Here is a 16,395-nt window from a genome sequence, read left to right as displayed (position 1 = left end):
TGCACCAAGGTTGCCGCGCTTCATTCAAATTTAACCGGCCGGAACCATCATCCCGATTCGCGGGTTCTCCGCCGGTCGTCACCAGGAAACTCAATTCATGCGCCGCGCCGTGGCCTTCGTCGGACTGCTGGGGATCGTTGCCGCCGGCATCTCGCTCTCGGTGATGCCGTCCAGCCGCTCGGTGGCCGCCGCCAACGAGCCGCGCACCTTCCTGATCCCGGCCAGCGACGGCTACGGCGTCGCCGACTGCATCTCCACCAAGGCGGAATGCGGCAAGATCGTCGCCACCGCCTGGTGCGAATCCCAGGGCTTCGGCAAGGCCGTCGCCTTCGGCGTCGCCGACCGCGAGGATTTCACGGGCACGGTCGCGCGGCCGAGCCCGACGCAGGTGGCCGAGCAGCCGCTCAGCATCACCTGCAGCGATTGATCGCCCTTCCGCTCACTTGATCCACTCCGAGCATTTCGGCGGTTCGCCGGATGCGCCCCAGGGCATGATCGGCACGGTCGAGGTCGAGTTCTGCGGCGAGCCGTCGATCAGCTTGTCGGTATAGACCAGATAGACCAGCACGTTGCGCTTGGCGTCGCAGCCGCGCACGATCTGCATCTTCTTCCAGACCAGCGAGCGGCGCTCGCGGAAGACGACATCGCCCTGCTCCGCCTTCTCCTTGAACTTGATGGGGCCGACCTGGCGGCAGGCGAGCGAGACCTCGGAGACTTCCTCGGCTACGCCGAACATGCCGGATACGCCGCCCTTCTCGGGCACGGTGTAGTGGCAGGCGACGCCATCGATGATCGGATCGTCGACGCCGTAGACGGCGAGCTTGTCGTTAGGGGTCAGCATCTTCCAGACCGTCGACTTGCGGAAGATCAGATCCTCCTGCGCCGTGGCCGGCGACAGCATCGTTCCTGACAGGGTGAGGGCCAGCACGGCCAGGACCCAACGACGAAGCAGCATTCCCATTCTCCCGGCGCGTTTCAGCTTGGCGCCCGGCAGGATATGGGAAGCCCGCAGGCACTGCACCAGAGTTCTGAGGGTGTGCGCTGTCGCCTCATCGAGAAGGATCGCTTCGTGCTGCCAGAACTGGAAAGCGAGAGACTGCTGCTGCGCCCGCGCCGGCTCGACGACATCGATACTATCGCCCGCATGAACGCCGATCCGCAGGTGATGCGCCATATCGCGGCTATCGGCGATCCGGCGATGGGGCGAGACGCGGTGGCGGCACGCAGCTTCAGCCATGTCGCGCAGGGGCTCGGCTACTGGTCGGTCTTCGCCAGGGCGGACCCGGCCGAGTTCACCGGCTATGTCGGCCTCATTCCGGATGGCGAGCCCGTGGACGATGTCCAGCTCAGCTATCGCTTCGAAGTGCGCCACTGGGGCAAGGGCTATGCCGGGGAAGCGGCGATATGCCTGCTGCACCATGCGTTCGGCACGCTCGGTTTCCCGGCGATCGCCATCACGACCCATCCGCTCAACAGCGCCTCGCTGCGTCTGGCGGAGCGGCTCGGCTTCGAAGCCGAGCCGTCCGACCCCGATATCCTCATCGGCGAACCGGCGGTGCCTGCCGCCCGTCTCAAGCTCACGCTTGGCGATTGGTTGAAGCTCAGCTCGCCAGAGGCTTGAAGACGAGATAGGCCGCGACGAGCGCGCCGACGACGCCGAGCGCGAAGAGGACGAGCTTCAGCCGCGTCATCGCGCTGGCGAAGGCGACATTGCCGCCATCGACCTGGGGGTAACGGTCGAGCAGGCGCGCCACAGCGAAGTTCTCGGCGACATCGCAGAGCCCACCGAGCAGCCAGCCCCCGCCGCAGAGCGCCGCCACCCACCAGGGCTGCCCGCGCATGCCGAGCCCGACGATCAGCAGCGCGCCGACGATCGCATAGGTGAAGGCGCAGGCGACATCGGCCGGCAGCACGCGGTTGCGGTAGCGGGCGCGAATTTTCTCGCCATAGAGCGAGAACAGCTTCTCGACATCGGCGACGTTGTAGCCATCCCAGTCGCTCTCCAGCATGCGCGGCACGCCCTGCCGGTTCGACCAGAAGCCGACCGCCCAGAACAGCACCACCACCAGCACCGGGCCCCAGATGAAGAAGGCGAGCGGTATGGTGGTCGAATAGAACGGCACGGTCTCGGTCATGGCATCTCGGCTCTCGCGGCAGACATCGGCGCTTCCGGATCAGGTTATCCGGCGCGCGGGCCGCCGCCAAGCACGGCAAGCCCGCCTTCCCGGCTCAGAGCAACTCTTCCGGTGGAAGCAGGTCGAGGCGGCGCAGCTCGACGCGCGTCTGCTGCGAGTCGAACAGCAGGAAATACTCGTCGAGCTGCGGCGGAGGGACTTCGGTGCCGGCCAGCATCGCATGGGCCTGGCCACGATGGTGGATCTGATGCTGGAAGAGATGCGCCAGCAGGTCGTCGATCCGCTCCTCGATCGCGCCATGCTCGCCGCGGTCGGTGGCGACGGTGGAGCTGAAAGTGGCGTCCGTGAACCCGTCGCAGACGGCGATCAGGCGGCGGTCGGCCACGGTCTGCGCCTGGAACAGCCCGCTCAAGTCGAAGGGTCGGAAGCGCTCGAACACCTGCCGGCCAAGCCCGCCGCGTTCGAGCGCGTCGATGTAATAGAGATCGACCATCAGGTTGTGGTTCAGCGTCTCATGCAGCGAGGGGAAGAAGCTCGTGCGCGTCGCCGTGAACGCCTCGTCGCCGAGCCGCATGCAGGCCGAGAGCAGCCGCCAGTTCGCCCAGGCGTTGTTATGCGCCATCTTGCGGAAATGGGCGCTCAACGGCCCATGGCGGCCCGCGCTCTCAGACATCGCGCGGCTTAGACATGAGGCAGGATCTCCTGTTCGATCGCGCCGAAGATCGAATGCCCGGCGGCATCCTTCATCTCGATGCGGACCGTGTCGCCGAAGCGCAGGAACGGCGTCTGCGGCTCGCCCTGGCGAATCGTCTCGACCATGCGCTGCTCGGCGATGCAGGCATAGCCCAGCCCGCCCTCCGCGGCAGGCCTGCCGGGGCCGCCATCGGAATCGCGGTTCGAGACCGTGCCGGAGCCGATGATCGTTCCGGCGGAGAGGCGCCGCGTCGCGGCGGCGTGGGCGACGAGCGTGCCGAAATCGAAAGTCATGTCGACACCGGCATCGGGCTTGCCGAAGAGCGTGCCGTTAACCTGGGCCAGCAGCGGCAGGCTGAGCTTGCCGTCCTGCCAGGCGGAGCCGAGCTCGTCCGGCGTGACCGCGACCGGGGAGAAGGCCGAGGCAGGCTTTGACTGAACGAATCCAAAGCCTTTCGCTAATTCGCCGGGAATCCGATTCCGCAGGCTCACGTCGTTTGCGAGCATGATGAGCCGGATGTGCCCGAGCGCCTCGGCGCGGCTCGCACCCATCGGCACGTCGCCGGTCACGACCGCGATCTCGGCCTCGAAATCGATGCCGTCCTCCTCGCTGCGTGCCAGCACCGGCTGGCGCGGCCCGAGTGTGACGTCGCTGCCGCCCTGGTACATCAGCGGATCGGTCCAGAAACTGTCCGGCATGGCCGCGCCGCGCGCCTTCCGGACGAGATCGACATGGTTCACATAGGCCGAGCCGTCGAGCCACTGATAGGCGCGCGGCAGCGGCGCGGCGCAATGGTGCTCATGAAAGCGGAAGGACGGCACCGAGCCGTGCTCCAGACTCTCGGCAAGGTCGGCCAGACGCGGGGCATGGCGCTCCCAGTCGTCCAGTGCCGCCTGCAGGGTCGCGACGACGGGAAAGGCGTCGGTCGCCCGCGTCAGGTCCCGCGAGACGACGACGAGGCGGCCATCACGGCCATGCGAGAGCGAGGCAAGCTTCATCTCTTTTCATTCCTTCGCGGACGCGCCAATAAGGACGCAACAAGCCTTCGGGAGGAGACCATATGGAACGTCGCAGCTTTTTGAAAACGGGGGCGCTCGCCGCCGCGGCGACTTCGGTCGCGATGCCGGCGATCGCTCAGTCCCAGCCCGAGGTGAAATGGCGGTTGACCTCGAGCTTCCCGAAGTCGCTCGACACGATCTTCGGCACAGCGCAGCAGTTCTCGAAATACGTATCCGAGGCGACCGACGGCAAGTTCGACATCCAGGTCTTCGCACCCGGCGAGATCGTGCCCGGCCTGCAGGCGCTCGATGCCGTCTCCTCCGGCACGGTCGAATGCGCGCATTCCCCCACCTATTTCTACATCGGCAAGGACCCGACGCTCGGGCTCGGCACCGGCATCCCCTTCGGCCTCAACGCCCGCCAGCAGCATAGCTGGTGGTATTTCGGCGGCGGCGAGCAGATCGTGAACGGCGTGCTCGACCGCTTCAATGCCTATTCGATCCCCTGCGGCAATTCCGGCTGCCAGATGGGCGGCTTCTTCCGCAAGGAACTCACTGGTCTCGACGACCTCAAGGGGCTGAAGTTCCGCATCGGCGGCATGGGCGGCGCGGTTCTCGCCAAGCTCGGCGTGGTGCCGACGCAGATCGCGCCCGGCGACGTCTATCCGGCGCTGGAGCGCGGCACGATCGACGCGGCCGAGTTCGTCGGCCCCTATGACGACGAGAAGCTCGGCTTCATCCGCGTCGCGAAATACTACTACTACCCCGGCTGGTGGGAGGGCGGCGCAATGCTGCACCTGATCATCGGCAAGGATGCCTGGGCCAAGCTGCCGAAGCACTATCAGGCCATCGTCCAGAACGCCTGCGAAGCGGCCAACAACTGGATGTTGGCGAAGTACGACTTCGTGAACCCCGGCGGCCTGCGCCGGTTGGTCTCGCAGGGCGCGCAGCTGCGCGGCTTCCCGCTGCCGGTCATGGAAGCGGCGCTCAAGGCGGCCGAGGAGTATTACGCCGAAACCAGCGCCAAAAGCCCGGACTTCAAGAAGGGCTACGATTCGATGGTCGCCTTCCGTGGCGAGAACCTGCTCTGGTGGCAGGTGGCAGAGCTGTCCTACGACTCGTTCATGAACAGGCTGAAGGCGCGCTGAGGCGCGCCTGTCCATCGCCATGACAACGAAACCGCCAGCACCCGATCCGGAAAACCAGGCGCTCCATCTGGAGCGCTTCCTGCCCTATCGCCTCAACGTCGTGGGCACGCTGGGCGGCCGCGCGCTCGGGCGCATCTATGGCGAGCATTTCGGCATCGGCATCCCGGAATGGCGGGTGGTGGCGCAGCTCGGCGAGTTCGGCAAGCTGACCTCGCGCGACATCGGCGAGCTCGCCCAGATGCACAAGACCAAGGTCTCGCGCGCTGTCACCGAGCTGGAGAAACGCGGCCTCGTCTCGCGTGCGGAGAACCGGCAGGACCGGCGCGAATCCTTCGCGACGCTGACTGCTGCCGGCCGGCGCATCTACAACCAGATCGTGCCGCTGGCGCTCGGCTTCGAGGCGCGCTGGCTCGAGGGCATCGCGCCCGACGAGCTCAAGGTGTTCGAGCGCGTGCTCTCGACGCTGACCGAGCGCGGCCGCCACCTCGCCGGCAACTATCGTGACGAGGACGGGGCGTAGCGGCTGCGAGGAAACGCGTGGGCGCCGTCATTCTCGGGCTTGACCCGAGCATCTCGTGACGCCGAGGCCCCTCGCCTCTCTCGGCCTGAGATTCTCGGGTCAAGCCCGAGAATGACGTACGTTCGCGCCGCGCCCTCAAAAATACCGGGCGAGATTCTTCCTGATCCGCGGCAACGGGTCTTCGCCCTTCGGGGGATAAGCGAAAGCCGCCCCCGTGATCGTCTCGTAGGCGCGGACATAAACCGCCGAGGTCTGGTCGATCAGCTCCTGCGGGATCGGCGGCAGCTCTTCCTTGTAGGGGTCACAGCGGGCCACGACCCAGTTGCGGACGAAATCCTTATCGAAGGATTCGGGCTTCTCGCCGGCAGCGAAGCGGGCGAGGAAGCTTTCGGCGAACCAATAGCGGCTCGAATCCGGCGTATGGATCTCGTCGGCGAGGATGATGCGCCCCTGCGCATCGGTGCCGAATTCGTATTTGGTGTCGGCGAGGATCAGGCCACGCTCGCGGGCGAGCTTCTGGCCGCGCGCGAAGAGCGCGAGCGCGTAGCCAGAAACCGTGTCCCACTGCTCCTGCGTCAGCAGCCCGCCCTCGACGATCTGGCGCTGCGACAGCGGCTCGTCATGGCCGCCGTCGAAGGCCTTGCTCGTCGGCGTGATGATCGGCTGCGGCAGTTCCTGATTGTCGCGCAGGCCGTCCGGCAGGCTGATGCCGTACATCTCGCGCTGGCCCTGCTTGTAGAGCGTCAGGATCGAGGTGCCGGTCGTGCCGGCCAGATAGCCGCGGACCACGATCTCGACGGGCAGGATTTCGAGGCGCCTGCCGACCACGACGTTCGGGTCCGGATATTCCAGCACATGGTTGGGGCAGATGTCGGCGGTCTGCTCGAACCAGTAGCGCGCCGTCTGGGTCAGGACCTGGCCCTTCAGGGGAATCGAGGCGATCGCACGGTCGAAGGCGGAGAGCCGATCGGTCGAGATCAGGATGCGACGATCGCCCGGCAGGTCGTAGTTCTCGCGGACCTTGCCGCGATAGTAGTTCGGCAGCTCGGGGATGACGGCTTCGTGAAGAGGCGGATAGTCGGACATGGGCGGGCTTGCCTCATTGGCGGAACACGAGGACGGGCGCCGGCAGCGCCGTTCAGGCTGCCCTTCTAGCGAAAGCGGGAGTTTTCCACCACCGCGCCGCCGCCCCCGTCCCCGGATTGCTGCCACGGCCCGAATATGGCATGCGAAGCCTCCAACAGGAGCCAAGTCCGCGGCGCCCCGACGCAGGCCGCTCCATAGTTCCGTCGTGTTTGGCGGGTGTTCTTGGACAGAGTCGGCTTGCCGGCTTTCGACAATGGATGGCGTGACCCGACCTGCGATGATTCTGCGACTTTCCAGACGTTTCGGTATGGCGCTGCTGGCGCTGGCGGCTCTGAGCGGGCCTGCCGCGGCGCAATCGCCTTCCTGCGACGCCTGGCGATCGGAACTCGAAAGCCTGCAGGGCCGCAGCGGCGGCGATCCGCGCGCCGCCCAGGCGGCCCAGCGCGCGGGCGCCCAGCTTTCGCAGCTCACCGGCCAGTATCGCGCCATGGGCTGCGAGCGCGCGTTCGGCATTTTCGATTCCGGCCCGCCGCAATGCGGGGCGATCCGCGCTCAGCTCGGCCAGTTGCAGTCACAGTATACGGCGCTGCAGCGCCAGGCCCAGGGCGGCGGCGTCGAACAGCGGCGCGCCCAGCTCGCCGCCGCGATCAACAACAACTGCCGGGCCCAGCCGCGCGGCTTCTTCGACACGATCTTCGGGATCGAGCCGCGCCGCGGCGAAATCGATTCGACCCTGCCGGAGCTTGACCCGGATCAGCCTGTCGAGCCCGAGAAGCCGCGCCTCGGCGGCCCGCAGACGGTTTGCGTCCGGACCTGCGACGGCTTTTTCTTCCCGCTGACCAACAACACCGGCAATGCCGACGAGATGTGCCAGGCGCTCTGCCCCGGCGTCGAGACGACGGCTTTCGGCATGAGCACCGGCGGCGATATCCAGAACGCGGCCTCGCGCTCGACCGGGCAACCCTATTCCTCGCTGGCGAACGCCGGAAAATACACGCGCAGCTTCGATGCCGCCTGCACCTGTCGGGGCCAGGGCGAAAGCTGGTCGGCCGCGCTCAAGAACGCCGAATACCTGCTCGACAAGCGCAAGGGCGACGTGATCCTCAGCGAGCAGCGCGCCGCCGAGCTCTCCCGTCCGAAGCTCGACCCGAAAGCCGATGCGAAGCGGCGGGCCGGCACCCAGCCGGCACCGGCGGCGCAACCGGGCGCCACGCCGGATGTCGCCGAGGAGAAGCCGATGCCCTCCGAGAATTCGCCGACGGCGGGCACCGAGTCCGCCGGTGTCGGCCCGAGCATCGTCGACGAGAAGGTGCTAGACAAGAAGGACGGATTGAAGAGCGAGTCCCGCAGCGTCACCGGCGAGCGGCGCTCGGTGCGCATCGTCGCACCCAACCTCGCACCGAACCTCAGCCCGCAGCTCGTTCGGCCCTGAACCGGCAAAGTTCCATGCGCCAAACGCAATTGCGGGCGCATGGCGACGGCGTGCCGGCCGCTGGACGCATGCCGAAAACGGACGCATAAAAGGGTTCCCAAGCCGCCCTTCGGGAGGCCGCCAGACCGCCTCCACGGCCTTTCGGGTCGCGCGCTCGCCTCTGACGCTCCCCAGCTGCAGAAGGCCGCCATGTCCGATACGACCACCACGCCACATCCCCATCCGATCGAGATCGACGACGCGAAAAGACGCCTCAAGGCGATCTTCATCGGCTCCGTCGGCAACCTCGTCGAATGGTACGATTTCTACGCCTACACCGCCTTCGCGCTGTATTTCGCGCCGCATTTCTTCCCCTCGCACGATCCGGTCGTGCAGCAGCTGAACGCCGCGACGCTGTTCGCCGCGGGCTTCATCGTGCGGCCGATCGGCGGCTGGCTGTTCGGGCATCTGGCTGATCGTTACGGGCGGCGGCTGTCGCTGATGGTGTCGGTCCTGATGATGTGCTTTGGTTCGCTGATCATCGCCTTCACGCCGACCTATGCGACGATCGGCTTCGCCGCCCCAGTCCTGCTGGCCCTGGCGCGCATCATCGAGGGCCTCAGCCTCGGCGGCGAGTATGGGGCGAGCGCCACCTATCTCACCGAGATCGCGGACCCGGAGCATCGCGGCTTCTATTCGAGCTTCCAGTACGTCACGCTGATCGGCGGACAGCTCACCGCCATTCTCGTGCTGCTGCTGCTCCAGAACGTCTTCCTGACGCATGAGCAGCTCGTCGCCTGGGGCTGGCGCATCCCCTTCGTCATCGGCGCACTGCTCGCCGTGACCGCAATGTTCATGCGGCGGCATATGCAGGAGACCGAAGCCTTCGAGGCGGCCAAGGGCACGATGAAGCGCGAAAGCTCGCTCAAGGGCCTGATGAAGTATCCGCGCGAGGTCGCGATCGTGGTTGGCCTCACGGCCGGCGGAACGGCCGCCTTCTACACCTTCACGACCTATATGCAGACCTTCGTCAGACAGACGGTCGGGCTCTCCGACATCGTGACGACCTATGTCATCGCCGGCTCGCTGATCTTCGCGGCGATCCTGCAGCCGATCTACGGCCTGATCTCCGACAGGATCGGCCGCAAGCCGATGCTGATGTTCTTCGGCCTCGCCGGCACGCTCCTCACCGTGCCGATCCTGACCACGCTCGCCGGCACGAAATCGGCGTGGATGGCTTTCCTGCTGATCTGCGGCGCCTGGATCTTCACCGCCGGCTACACCTCGATCAACGCGGTGGTGAAAGCCGAGCTCTTCCCGACCGCGATCCGCGCCACCGGCGTCGCCGTGCCCTATGCGGTGACGGTCTCGATCTTCGGCGGCACGGCGCCGGCCATCGCCCTGTTCTTCAAACAGCAAGGCCATGAAGAGTGGTTCTACTACTACCTCGCGGGCGTCATCTTCCTGTCGTTCCTGGTCTATTCGACCATGCGCGACACCAAGCACAGCTCGGCGATGCACCGCCATGAGTGAGGGAATGCGGGAACGTCATGCTCGGGCTTGACCCGAGCATCTCGGAAACCAGTGCCTCTCCTGCATGAGATTCTCGGGTCGCCGCTGCGCGGCGCCCGAGAATGACGGTCGGAGGGTCCTCAGGCGCTCTCGCCGGCGAGCCGCTTCAGCACCTTCTCGCGCCCGATCAGCGGCAGCAGAGCGGCCAACTCCGGGCCGTGGTCCAGCCCTGTCAGGGCCTGCCGCAGCGGCATGAACAACGCCTTGCCCTTGGCGCCGGTCGCGGCGGCAACGGCCTGCGTCCAGCTTTTCCAGGTCGTGGCGTCGAAGGGCTCCTGCGGCAGCAGGCCCGCGGCCGTGGCCACGAAGGGCTGATCCGCGATCACGGGCGTCGCCGGTCCCTGGACGACCTGCCACCACTGGCCGGCTTCATCCAGCTTCGCGAGATTGCCCCGCACCGCCAGCCAGAAGGCCTCGCCGTCGATACCGAGCGCCGCGAACCGCCCCGCCACGGCGGCGAATGGAAGCTGGTGGAGCGTGCGGGCGCTCAGCACCGCCAGCTCGTTCTCGTCGAACTTGGCCGGCGCGCGCGAGACATGGGAGAGCTCGACGAGGCCCGCGAGTTCGTCGAGGCTCGACACCGGGCGCACCGCGTCGGAGGTACCGACCATCGTAGCCAGCGCCGCGACGGCCAGGGCCTCGACACCGCCGTCGCGCAGGCCGCGCAGGGACAAATGGCCGAGGCGCTTTGAAAGCCCCTCGCCGCTCGCCGTGGTCAGCAGGTTGTGATGGCCGAAGACGGGCAGGCTCGCGCCCAGCGCCTCGAAGATCTGTGCCTGCACCGCCGTGTTGGTGACGTGATCCTCTCCGCGGATGACATGGGTCACGCCGGTCTCGATGTCGTCGACCACGGAAGGCAGCGTGTACAGGTAGCTGCCGTCCTCGCGCACCAGCACCGGGTCCGAGAGCGAGGCGCAATCGACATGAGAGGCGCCGCGCACGAGATCGTCCCAGGTAACCTCACGCGCCTCCAGCAGGAAGCGCCAGTGCGGCTTGCGCCCCTCGGCTTCGAAGGCCGCCTTCTGCTCGGCAGTGAGCTTCAGCGCAGCGCGGTCGTAGATCGGCGCCAGGCCGCGGGCGAGCTGGCGCTTGCGGCGGCGGTCCAATTCGTCGGCGCTCTCGTAGCAGGCATAGAGACGACCGGCCTGGCGCAAACGCTCTGCTGCCGCGTCGTAGATCGGGAGGCGCTCCGACTGCCTGATGACGAGATCGGGCACGATGCCGAGCCAGCCGAGATCCTCGGCGATGGCATCGGCATATTCCGGCTTCGAACGGGCGACGTCGGTGTCGTCGTAACGCAGCAGGAAACGCCCGCCATGCCGACGGGCGAACAGCCAGTTGAACAGCGCCGGCCGGGCGTTGCCGATATGGAGATAGCCCGTGGGCGATGGCGCGAAGCGGACCAAGGGCGATGTGGCGACTGGCGTTGTCATGACGCGGCTTATGGCGCGTTTGCAGGCAGGCGACAATCGCGTCGTTGGCCCGGCTTCCGCACCGTTAACCCGGTATTAGGGTTACCAAGGCATGAATCATCGCCGAGCAGGGTGAAACGGATGGAACCGGACCGCTGCTCGGGGAGATCAGGATGCGTATCCGTTCCATCGCGCCTGCATGCGCGGCCGCTGCCCTCGCGACAGGTGTTCTCACAGCCCCTGCCCTTGCGGCGGATTATCCGGTGCTGCGCGGCTCTCAGATCGAGGATGCTCCGCCTGCGCCCGATCTCGGCATCAATTGGTCGGGCTTTTACTTCGGCGGATTCGGCGGGTTGAGCGAGACTCGCTTCCGTACGGACAAAGGCGTCCTCGACATCGCCAACGGCAACTTCAACGGCACAGTCGTGCTAGGCGAGATGGACCCCGGCCAGCTGGTATTGACGCCGGCGAGGAACGATCGCGGACCGACCTATGGTGTGTTCGCGGGTTATAACTATGCATTTGGCGATGTCATCCTCGGTTTCGAGGCCGAATATTCCCGAGTCGATCAGGAAACGACGGCGTCCACGCTCGAGGGTCGTCGACTATCTTCGGGCGACGTTTATATCGCCTCTGTTCAAAACGCCCGGCTGAACGATTATTTCAACGCTCGCCTCCGCTTCGGCTATGCCTACGGGCGATTGATGCCGTACTTCACGATCGGCGCGGCAGCCGGACGCTTCGACACCAACATCGCCGTCGCTTCCGACTGGCGCACACCGGCTTCCAACTACACGACGAGCTATTTTGGCTGGCCCCGCGTAATCGGGGGCGCAAAGAAAGACGTCTGGGGGTATGGCTGGTCTGTCGGCGGCGGCCTCGAAGCCGCACTCACAGAAAACCTGATCGTACGCGGCGAATATCTCTTCACCAGCTTCAATGACGTCGAAGGCGTGACCGTGAACGTCAACACCGCCCGCGTTGCAGCCGCCATCAAATTCTGACTTGTTTCTCCAACGAAAAAGGGCCGGTGCGATCCGCACCGGCCCTTTTTCGTTTCAGCCTGGCTTCAGTTCACTCGGCTGCCTCGACTTCCGGCCGGGCGCGGCCGGAACGTTCGCGCTTGACCAGCTCGGCCACAAGGAAGGCGAGCTCAAGCGCCTGCTCGGCATTGAGGCGGGGATCGCAGACTGTGTGATAGCGGTCGTTGAGATCCGCATCGGTCATACCGCGCGCGCCGCCGGTGCATTCGGTGACGTTCTTGCCGGTCATCTCCAGATGCAGGCCGCCGGCATGGGTGCCTTCGGCCTGATGGACGGCGAAGAAGTTCTTCACCTCGGTCATGATCAGGTCGAAGGGACGCGTCTTGTAGCCGCTCGCGGCCTTGACCGTGTTGCCGTGCATCGGATCGCAGGACCAGACGACATTGCGCCCTTCCCGCTTGGTGGCGCGCACCAGGGCCGGCAGGTTGTCGAACACCTTGTCGGCACCGAAGCGGGCGATCAGCGTCAGGCGGCCCGGCTGGTTCTGCGGATCGAGCACCTCGATCAGCTTGAGCAGGCCGTCGACCGTGGTCGAAGGACCGCATTTCAGGCCGATCGGGTTCTTGATGCCGCGGAAGAACTCGACATGGGCGTGGTCGAGTTGGCGCGTGCGGTCGCCGATCCAGACCATGTGGCCGGAGGTGTCGTACCACTCGCCGGTGGTCGAATCCGTGCGCGTCATCGCCTGCTCGTAGCCGAGCAGCAGCGCCTCGTGGCTGGTGTAGAAGTCGGTCGTGCGCATCTCCGGATGGGTTTCCGGATCGATGCCGATGGCGCGCATGAAGTCGAGCGCCTCGGTGATGCGCTCGGCCACTTCCTGGTAGCGATGCGAGGACGGGCTGTCCTTGACGAAGCCGAGCATCCAGCGATGCGCGTTGTCGAGATTGGCATAGCCGCCCGTCGCGAAGGCGCGGATCAGGTTCAGCGTCGCCGCCGACTGCCTGTAGGCCTCGAGCTGGCGGCGCGGATCGGGGATGCGCGCATCGGCCGTGAAGGCGATGTCGTTGACGATGTCGCCCTTGTAGCTGGGAAGCTCGACGTCGCCGATCTTCTCGTTCGGCGCGGACCGCGGCTTCGCGAACTGGCCCGCGATGCGCCCGACCTTCACCACCGGCGAGCCACCGGCAAAGGTCAGCACCACGGCCATCTGGAGGAAGAGCCGGAAGAAGTCGCGGATATTGTCGGCCGAATGCTCGGCGAAGCTCTCGGCGCAATCACCGCCCTGCAGGAGGAAGGCCTCACCGGCCGCGACCTTGCCCAACGCCCGTTTGAGCTTGCGCGCCTCGCCTGCAAAAACGAGCGGCGGAAAGCCGGCGAGCTGCTGCTCAACCGCCTTCAAGGCTGCCTGGTCCGGATATTCCGGAATCTGCTGGGCGGGCATGGCCCTCCAGCTTTCTGGCGTCCACCGCTCGGACATGGGACTACGTGCTCCTGCTCATTGAAATCGCGCGTGGTTACCTCTTCGTGGCGCGAAGGCGCGGCTATACACCCATGGCGCCGGAATAGCCACAGTCCGGTCAGCGCGCGCGAAACGGGCGCGATCCGCGTCTACTGGATATCGAAAAGCCGATTCATCTCAGCGAGATGCCGTCAGTCGTTGATGTCGCGGAAGAGCGGCTTCGCAGATTGATTCAACGCTGCCGAAACCGGCAGCGCCCTGCGCGCCGCTAGCCGGCGCGCGGCGTGCGCATCGTCACGAGTTCCTCGGCCGCGCTCGGATGCAGGGCGACGGTGCGGTCGAAATCCGCCTTGGTCGCGCCCATCGTCACGGCGATGCCGACAGCCTGGACGATCTCTCCGGCGTCGTGACCGAGGATGTGAACGCCGAGCACCCGGTCGGTCTTCACATCGACGACGAGCTTCATATAGATGCGCTCCTGCCGGCCGGAGATCGTCGCCTTCATCGGGCGGAAGCCGGACTCGAAGATCCTGACGTCGTGCCCGGCGGCCATGGCCTGCCCTTCCGACAAACCGACCGTCCCGACCTCCGGCGTGGTGAAGACCGCCGAGGCGATGGTGGCGTGGTCGACTATCCAGCGTTTGCTGCCAAAGATGCTGTCGGCAAAGGAATGACCCTCGCGGATGGCGACGGGCGTCAGGTTGACGCGGTTGGTGACGTCGCCGACCGCGTGGATCGACGGCACGCTGCTGGCGGTGGCGGCGTCGACGACAATCTCGCCGAGCGGGCCGAGCTCGACCCCTGCCTGCTCCAGGCCAAGGCCCTTCGTGTTAGGCCGGCGTCCGGTCGCGACCAGGATGACGTCGGCGTCGATCGGCGTCCCGCTGGGGCAATGGGCGCGGCGCGTGCCGTCCGCCAGTTCCTCGATGCGCTCGATCGTGCAGCCGAGGCGGAAGGTGATGCCGGCATGGGCGAGCGCATCGCGCAGCCGCGTGCGAATGTCCTCGTCGAAGCCGCGCAGGATGTTGTCGCCACGATGGAGCAGCGTGACCGCGACACCGAGCCGGGCGAAGAGGCTGGCGAATTCGAGCGCGATATAGCCGCCGCCGACCACGAGCATCCGCTTGGGCAAGACCGGCAGGTGGAAGACCTCGTTCGAGGAGATGCCGAGTTCGCCGCCGGGGATCGGCGGATCGAAGGAAGGCCAGCCTCCGGTCGCGACGAGGATGTGGCGGGCGCGGACGATCTGGCCGCTCTTGGCCAACCGCACGCTCTGCGGCCCCTCGACGACAGCGCGCTCCTCGCGAATCTCGACCTTCGCCCCTTCCAAGCCCTTTCTATAGAGGCCGGAAAGCCGCGTGACCTCATTCGCCACCGCATCGCGCAGGGTCGGCCAGTCGAAGGACGGCCTGGTGCCCAGCGTCCAACCGAAACCCGCCGCATCCTCGAAATCCTCGGCGAAGCGGCTGGCATAGACGAAGAGCTTCTTGGGCACGCAGCCGCGGATCACGCAGGTGCCGCCGATCCGATCCTCCTCGGCGATCATCACCCGGGCGCCGTGGCTTGATGCGATGCGTGCTGCCCGCGTGCCACCGGAACCGGCCCCGATGACGAAGAGATCGACGTCGAAATCAGCCATGATATCCTCTCAGCCGTCGCTGCCTTCGGAGGGCAAGCCACAGGTCAGCCAGACGGCCGCCAGCGCTAACGCGGCGACCCACCAGCCTTGCCAGGCGCCATGTGCCACCGTCGCAACCCCGAAGGCCGAGGCTGCCAGCGCCAGGCGCGGCGCGAGGTCGCGCGCCGCGAGATGCCTGAGGCGCCACAGGAAAGCCAGGCCGGCAAGGGTCAGCAGGATCGCACCGACGACGCCCGTCTCGACCCAGGCCTGGACCGGCGCGCTATGCGGATGCCCGACTGCGAGCAATTGGCGGCGCGGCGGCGAAACTTCAAGCGCCACGGGGTGACGATCCAGCGTCGGCGAGGTGCCGAAGCCCGAGCCCAGCAACGGCCGCGCCCTGATCGCCTCGCCGAAGCTCAGCCAGATATCGACACGGTCCCGCGAATGGGAATTGGCGAGCCGCTCGTGCAGCGAGGCCGGCAGGGCCTCGTCGCCGAGCCGCCCGAGCACGGGGGCAAGCGCCATCGTCGCGACGAAGCCGAGAGCGACTGCGGCAAGCGTCAGACGCGGCAGAAGCCGGGCCGCGATCCAGGCCAGGGCCAGCAGAAGGAAACCGAGCCCGGCGGCGCCACTCTCTGAGTCGAAGGAAATGCTCGCCACGACGAGGACCATGACTGCGCAAAGCAGCCAGTCGAAAACCGTCCTGCCCCTGCCGAGAAACAGACCGGCTGCGGCAACGGGCAACAGGACGAGGCAGGTCAGCACTGGACGGTTGAAGATGTAGGTGACCTGCCTGCCGATATCGAGCGCGATGCGAAGCGAGAGCCCGGTCGCAAGTTCCGCGATCATGAAGATCGCTGCGGCGGCGATGGCGACGGCAAGGGCGCGGCTCTCCAACCGGCCGGGCCGGAAGCGCCCGCTCGCGGCAATCGCAAGGCCGCTCGCCAGTGGAATCGCCAGTTCGCCCCACATCGCGAGGCTGGTGGCCTGCCGGTGGCTCCACAGGATCGTCACGAGCGACCACACCATGAACGCGCCGAGCGCCAGCCCCACCGGCGTCCGCAGCACATCGCGCAGGCGCCGCAGGAGGTCAGCCACTCCCCGATCAGCCAGGGCGGAGCACAGGAAACAGAGGGCGGCCAATCCCAGGACCAGCGGCGACGAGCGATTGGCGAGCCACATCGCCAGCGGCAGCGCGACCAACAGGGCGTAGCCGGCGCGGGCAAGACGCTGCGAAAGGACCGAGGGAGCCGGCACGGAAGCACCGGGGATAATCGAGGAACTCATGGCCCTGCGATTACGCGATCGCAGAGTTTCCGGCCAGAGGCTTCGATCAGCAGGCACGTGCGGGTCGTA

16 protein-coding genes are annotated in these 16,395 nt (G+C 66.6%); 7 read left to right on the top strand and 9 right to left on the bottom strand.

All coding sequences use genetic code 11. The annotated features are described in order from the left end of the window. Window positions 1–97 precede the first annotated feature (97 nt). Window positions 98–427, top strand: coding sequence for a hypothetical protein (locus NWE53_RS01540; RefSeq protein WP_265052638.1), 330 nt, complete (start codon window positions 98–100; stop codon window positions 425–427). A 12-nt stretch (window positions 428–439) separates the two neighbouring features. Here the strand turns inward: NWE53_RS01540 and NWE53_RS01535 are convergent, their stop codons facing one another. Continuing rightward, window positions 440–955 (bottom strand): CreA family protein, encoded by a 516-nt coding sequence (locus tag NWE53_RS01535; RefSeq protein WP_442864929.1) that lies wholly within the window; start codon window positions 953–955, stop codon window positions 440–442. Window positions 956–1,036: 81 nt separating this feature from the next. Between NWE53_RS01535 and NWE53_RS01530 the strand changes: the two genes are divergently transcribed. After that, window positions 1,037–1,621 (top strand): GNAT family N-acetyltransferase, encoded by a 585-nt coding sequence (locus NWE53_RS01530; RefSeq protein WP_265052637.1) that lies wholly within the window; start codon window positions 1,037–1,039, stop codon window positions 1,619–1,621. Here NWE53_RS01530 and NWE53_RS01525 read toward each other — a convergent pair. The 3 genes from NWE53_RS01525 to NWE53_RS01515 form a co-directional block, all read right to left on the bottom strand. Then, window positions 1,602–2,135 (bottom strand): hypothetical protein, encoded by a 534-nt coding sequence (locus tag NWE53_RS01525; RefSeq protein ID WP_265052636.1) that lies wholly within the window; start codon window positions 2,133–2,135, stop codon window positions 1,602–1,604. The two genes, NWE53_RS01530 and NWE53_RS01525, sit on opposite strands and share 20 nt — an antisense overlap. Window positions 2,136–2,229: 94 nt before the next feature. Beyond that, entirely contained in the window at window positions 2,230–2,808 is a 579-nt protein-coding gene (locus NWE53_RS01520; protein ID WP_265052635.1) for a DinB family protein, read from the bottom strand. Between the two features lie 8 nt (window positions 2,809–2,816). Beyond that, window positions 2,817–3,827 (bottom strand): fumarylacetoacetate hydrolase family protein, encoded by a 1,011-nt coding sequence (locus tag NWE53_RS01515; protein WP_265052634.1) that lies wholly within the window; start codon window positions 3,825–3,827, stop codon window positions 2,817–2,819. Between the two features lie 62 nt (window positions 3,828–3,889). Here NWE53_RS01515 and NWE53_RS01510 point away from each other — a divergent pair, with 62 nt between their 5' ends. Both NWE53_RS01510 and NWE53_RS01505 read left to right on the top strand, forming a co-directional pair. Continuing rightward, complete coding sequence (locus tag NWE53_RS01510; RefSeq protein ID WP_265052633.1) at window positions 3,890–4,975, top strand: TRAP transporter substrate-binding protein; 1,086 nt, start codon at window positions 3,890–3,892, stop codon at window positions 4,973–4,975. A 19-nt stretch (window positions 4,976–4,994) separates the two neighbouring features. After that, a complete protein-coding gene (locus NWE53_RS01505) occupies window positions 4,995–5,495 on the top strand; it encodes a MarR family winged helix-turn-helix transcriptional regulator (protein ID WP_265052632.1) in 501 nt (166 codons plus the stop codon). A 135-nt stretch (window positions 5,496–5,630) separates the two neighbouring features. On the opposite strand, the gene NWE53_RS01500 is transcribed toward NWE53_RS01505, so the two are convergent. After that, window positions 5,631–6,581 carry a phosphoribosylaminoimidazolesuccinocarboxamide synthase gene (locus NWE53_RS01500; RefSeq protein WP_265052631.1) on the bottom strand — a complete coding sequence of 317 codons (951 nt, stop codon included), beginning with the start codon at window positions 6,579–6,581 and terminating at the stop codon, window positions 5,631–5,633. Between the two features lie 307 nt (window positions 6,582–6,888). Between NWE53_RS01500 and NWE53_RS01495 the strand changes: the two genes are divergently transcribed. Together NWE53_RS01495 and NWE53_RS01490 are read left to right on the top strand one after the other, a co-directional pair. After that, entirely contained in the window at window positions 6,889–8,013 is a 1,125-nt protein-coding gene (locus NWE53_RS01495; RefSeq protein WP_265052630.1) for a DUF2865 domain-containing protein, read from the top strand. Between the two features lie 189 nt (window positions 8,014–8,202). Next, complete coding sequence (locus NWE53_RS01490; RefSeq protein WP_265052629.1) at window positions 8,203–9,525, top strand: MFS transporter; 1,323 nt, start codon at window positions 8,203–8,205, stop codon at window positions 9,523–9,525. 119 nt (window positions 9,526–9,644) lie between these two features. Here NWE53_RS01490 and gltX read toward each other — a convergent pair whose 3' ends face one another. Next, window positions 9,645–10,997 carry a glutamate--tRNA ligase gene (gltX, locus tag NWE53_RS01485; RefSeq protein WP_265052628.1) on the bottom strand — a complete coding sequence of 451 codons (1,353 nt, stop codon included), beginning with the start codon at window positions 10,995–10,997 and terminating at the stop codon, window positions 9,645–9,647. 152 nt (window positions 10,998–11,149) lie between these two features. On the opposite strand from gltX, the gene NWE53_RS01480 reads away from it, so the two are divergent. Beyond that, window positions 11,150–11,980, top strand: a complete 831-nt coding sequence (locus NWE53_RS01480; RefSeq protein WP_265052627.1) for an outer membrane protein — start codon at window positions 11,150–11,152, stop codon at window positions 11,978–11,980. 70 nt (window positions 11,981–12,050) lie between these two features. On the opposite strand, the gene NWE53_RS01475 is transcribed toward NWE53_RS01480, so the two are convergent. The 3 genes from NWE53_RS01475 to NWE53_RS01465 all read right to left on the bottom strand — a co-directional run bounded on the left by NWE53_RS01475 (window position 12,051) and on the right by NWE53_RS01465 (window position 16,326). Continuing rightward, window positions 12,051–13,436 carry a class II 3-deoxy-7-phosphoheptulonate synthase gene (locus NWE53_RS01475; protein ID WP_265052626.1) on the bottom strand — a complete coding sequence of 462 codons (1,386 nt, stop codon included), beginning with the start codon at window positions 13,434–13,436 and terminating at the stop codon, window positions 12,051–12,053. 250 nt (window positions 13,437–13,686) lie between these two features. After that, window positions 13,687–15,057 carry a glutathione-disulfide reductase gene (gene gor, locus NWE53_RS01470; protein ID WP_265052625.1) on the bottom strand — a complete coding sequence of 457 codons (1,371 nt, stop codon included), beginning with the start codon at window positions 15,055–15,057 and terminating at the stop codon, window positions 13,687–13,689. Between the two features lie 9 nt (window positions 15,058–15,066). Continuing rightward, the gene (locus tag NWE53_RS01465; RefSeq protein WP_265052624.1) at window positions 15,067–16,326 is read right to left on the bottom strand and encodes an O-antigen ligase family protein; all 1,260 of its coding nucleotides are present in this window, start codon (window positions 16,324–16,326) and stop codon (window positions 15,067–15,069) included. Window positions 16,327–16,395 lie beyond the last annotated feature (69 nt).

This window comes from Bosea sp. NBC_00550 (genome assembly GCF_026020075.1).
GTDB lineage: Bacteria > Pseudomonadota > Alphaproteobacteria > Rhizobiales > Beijerinckiaceae > Allobosea.
The sequence above is the reverse complement of the archived record's forward strand: the minus strand, read 5'-3'. Positions and strand labels throughout refer to the sequence as shown.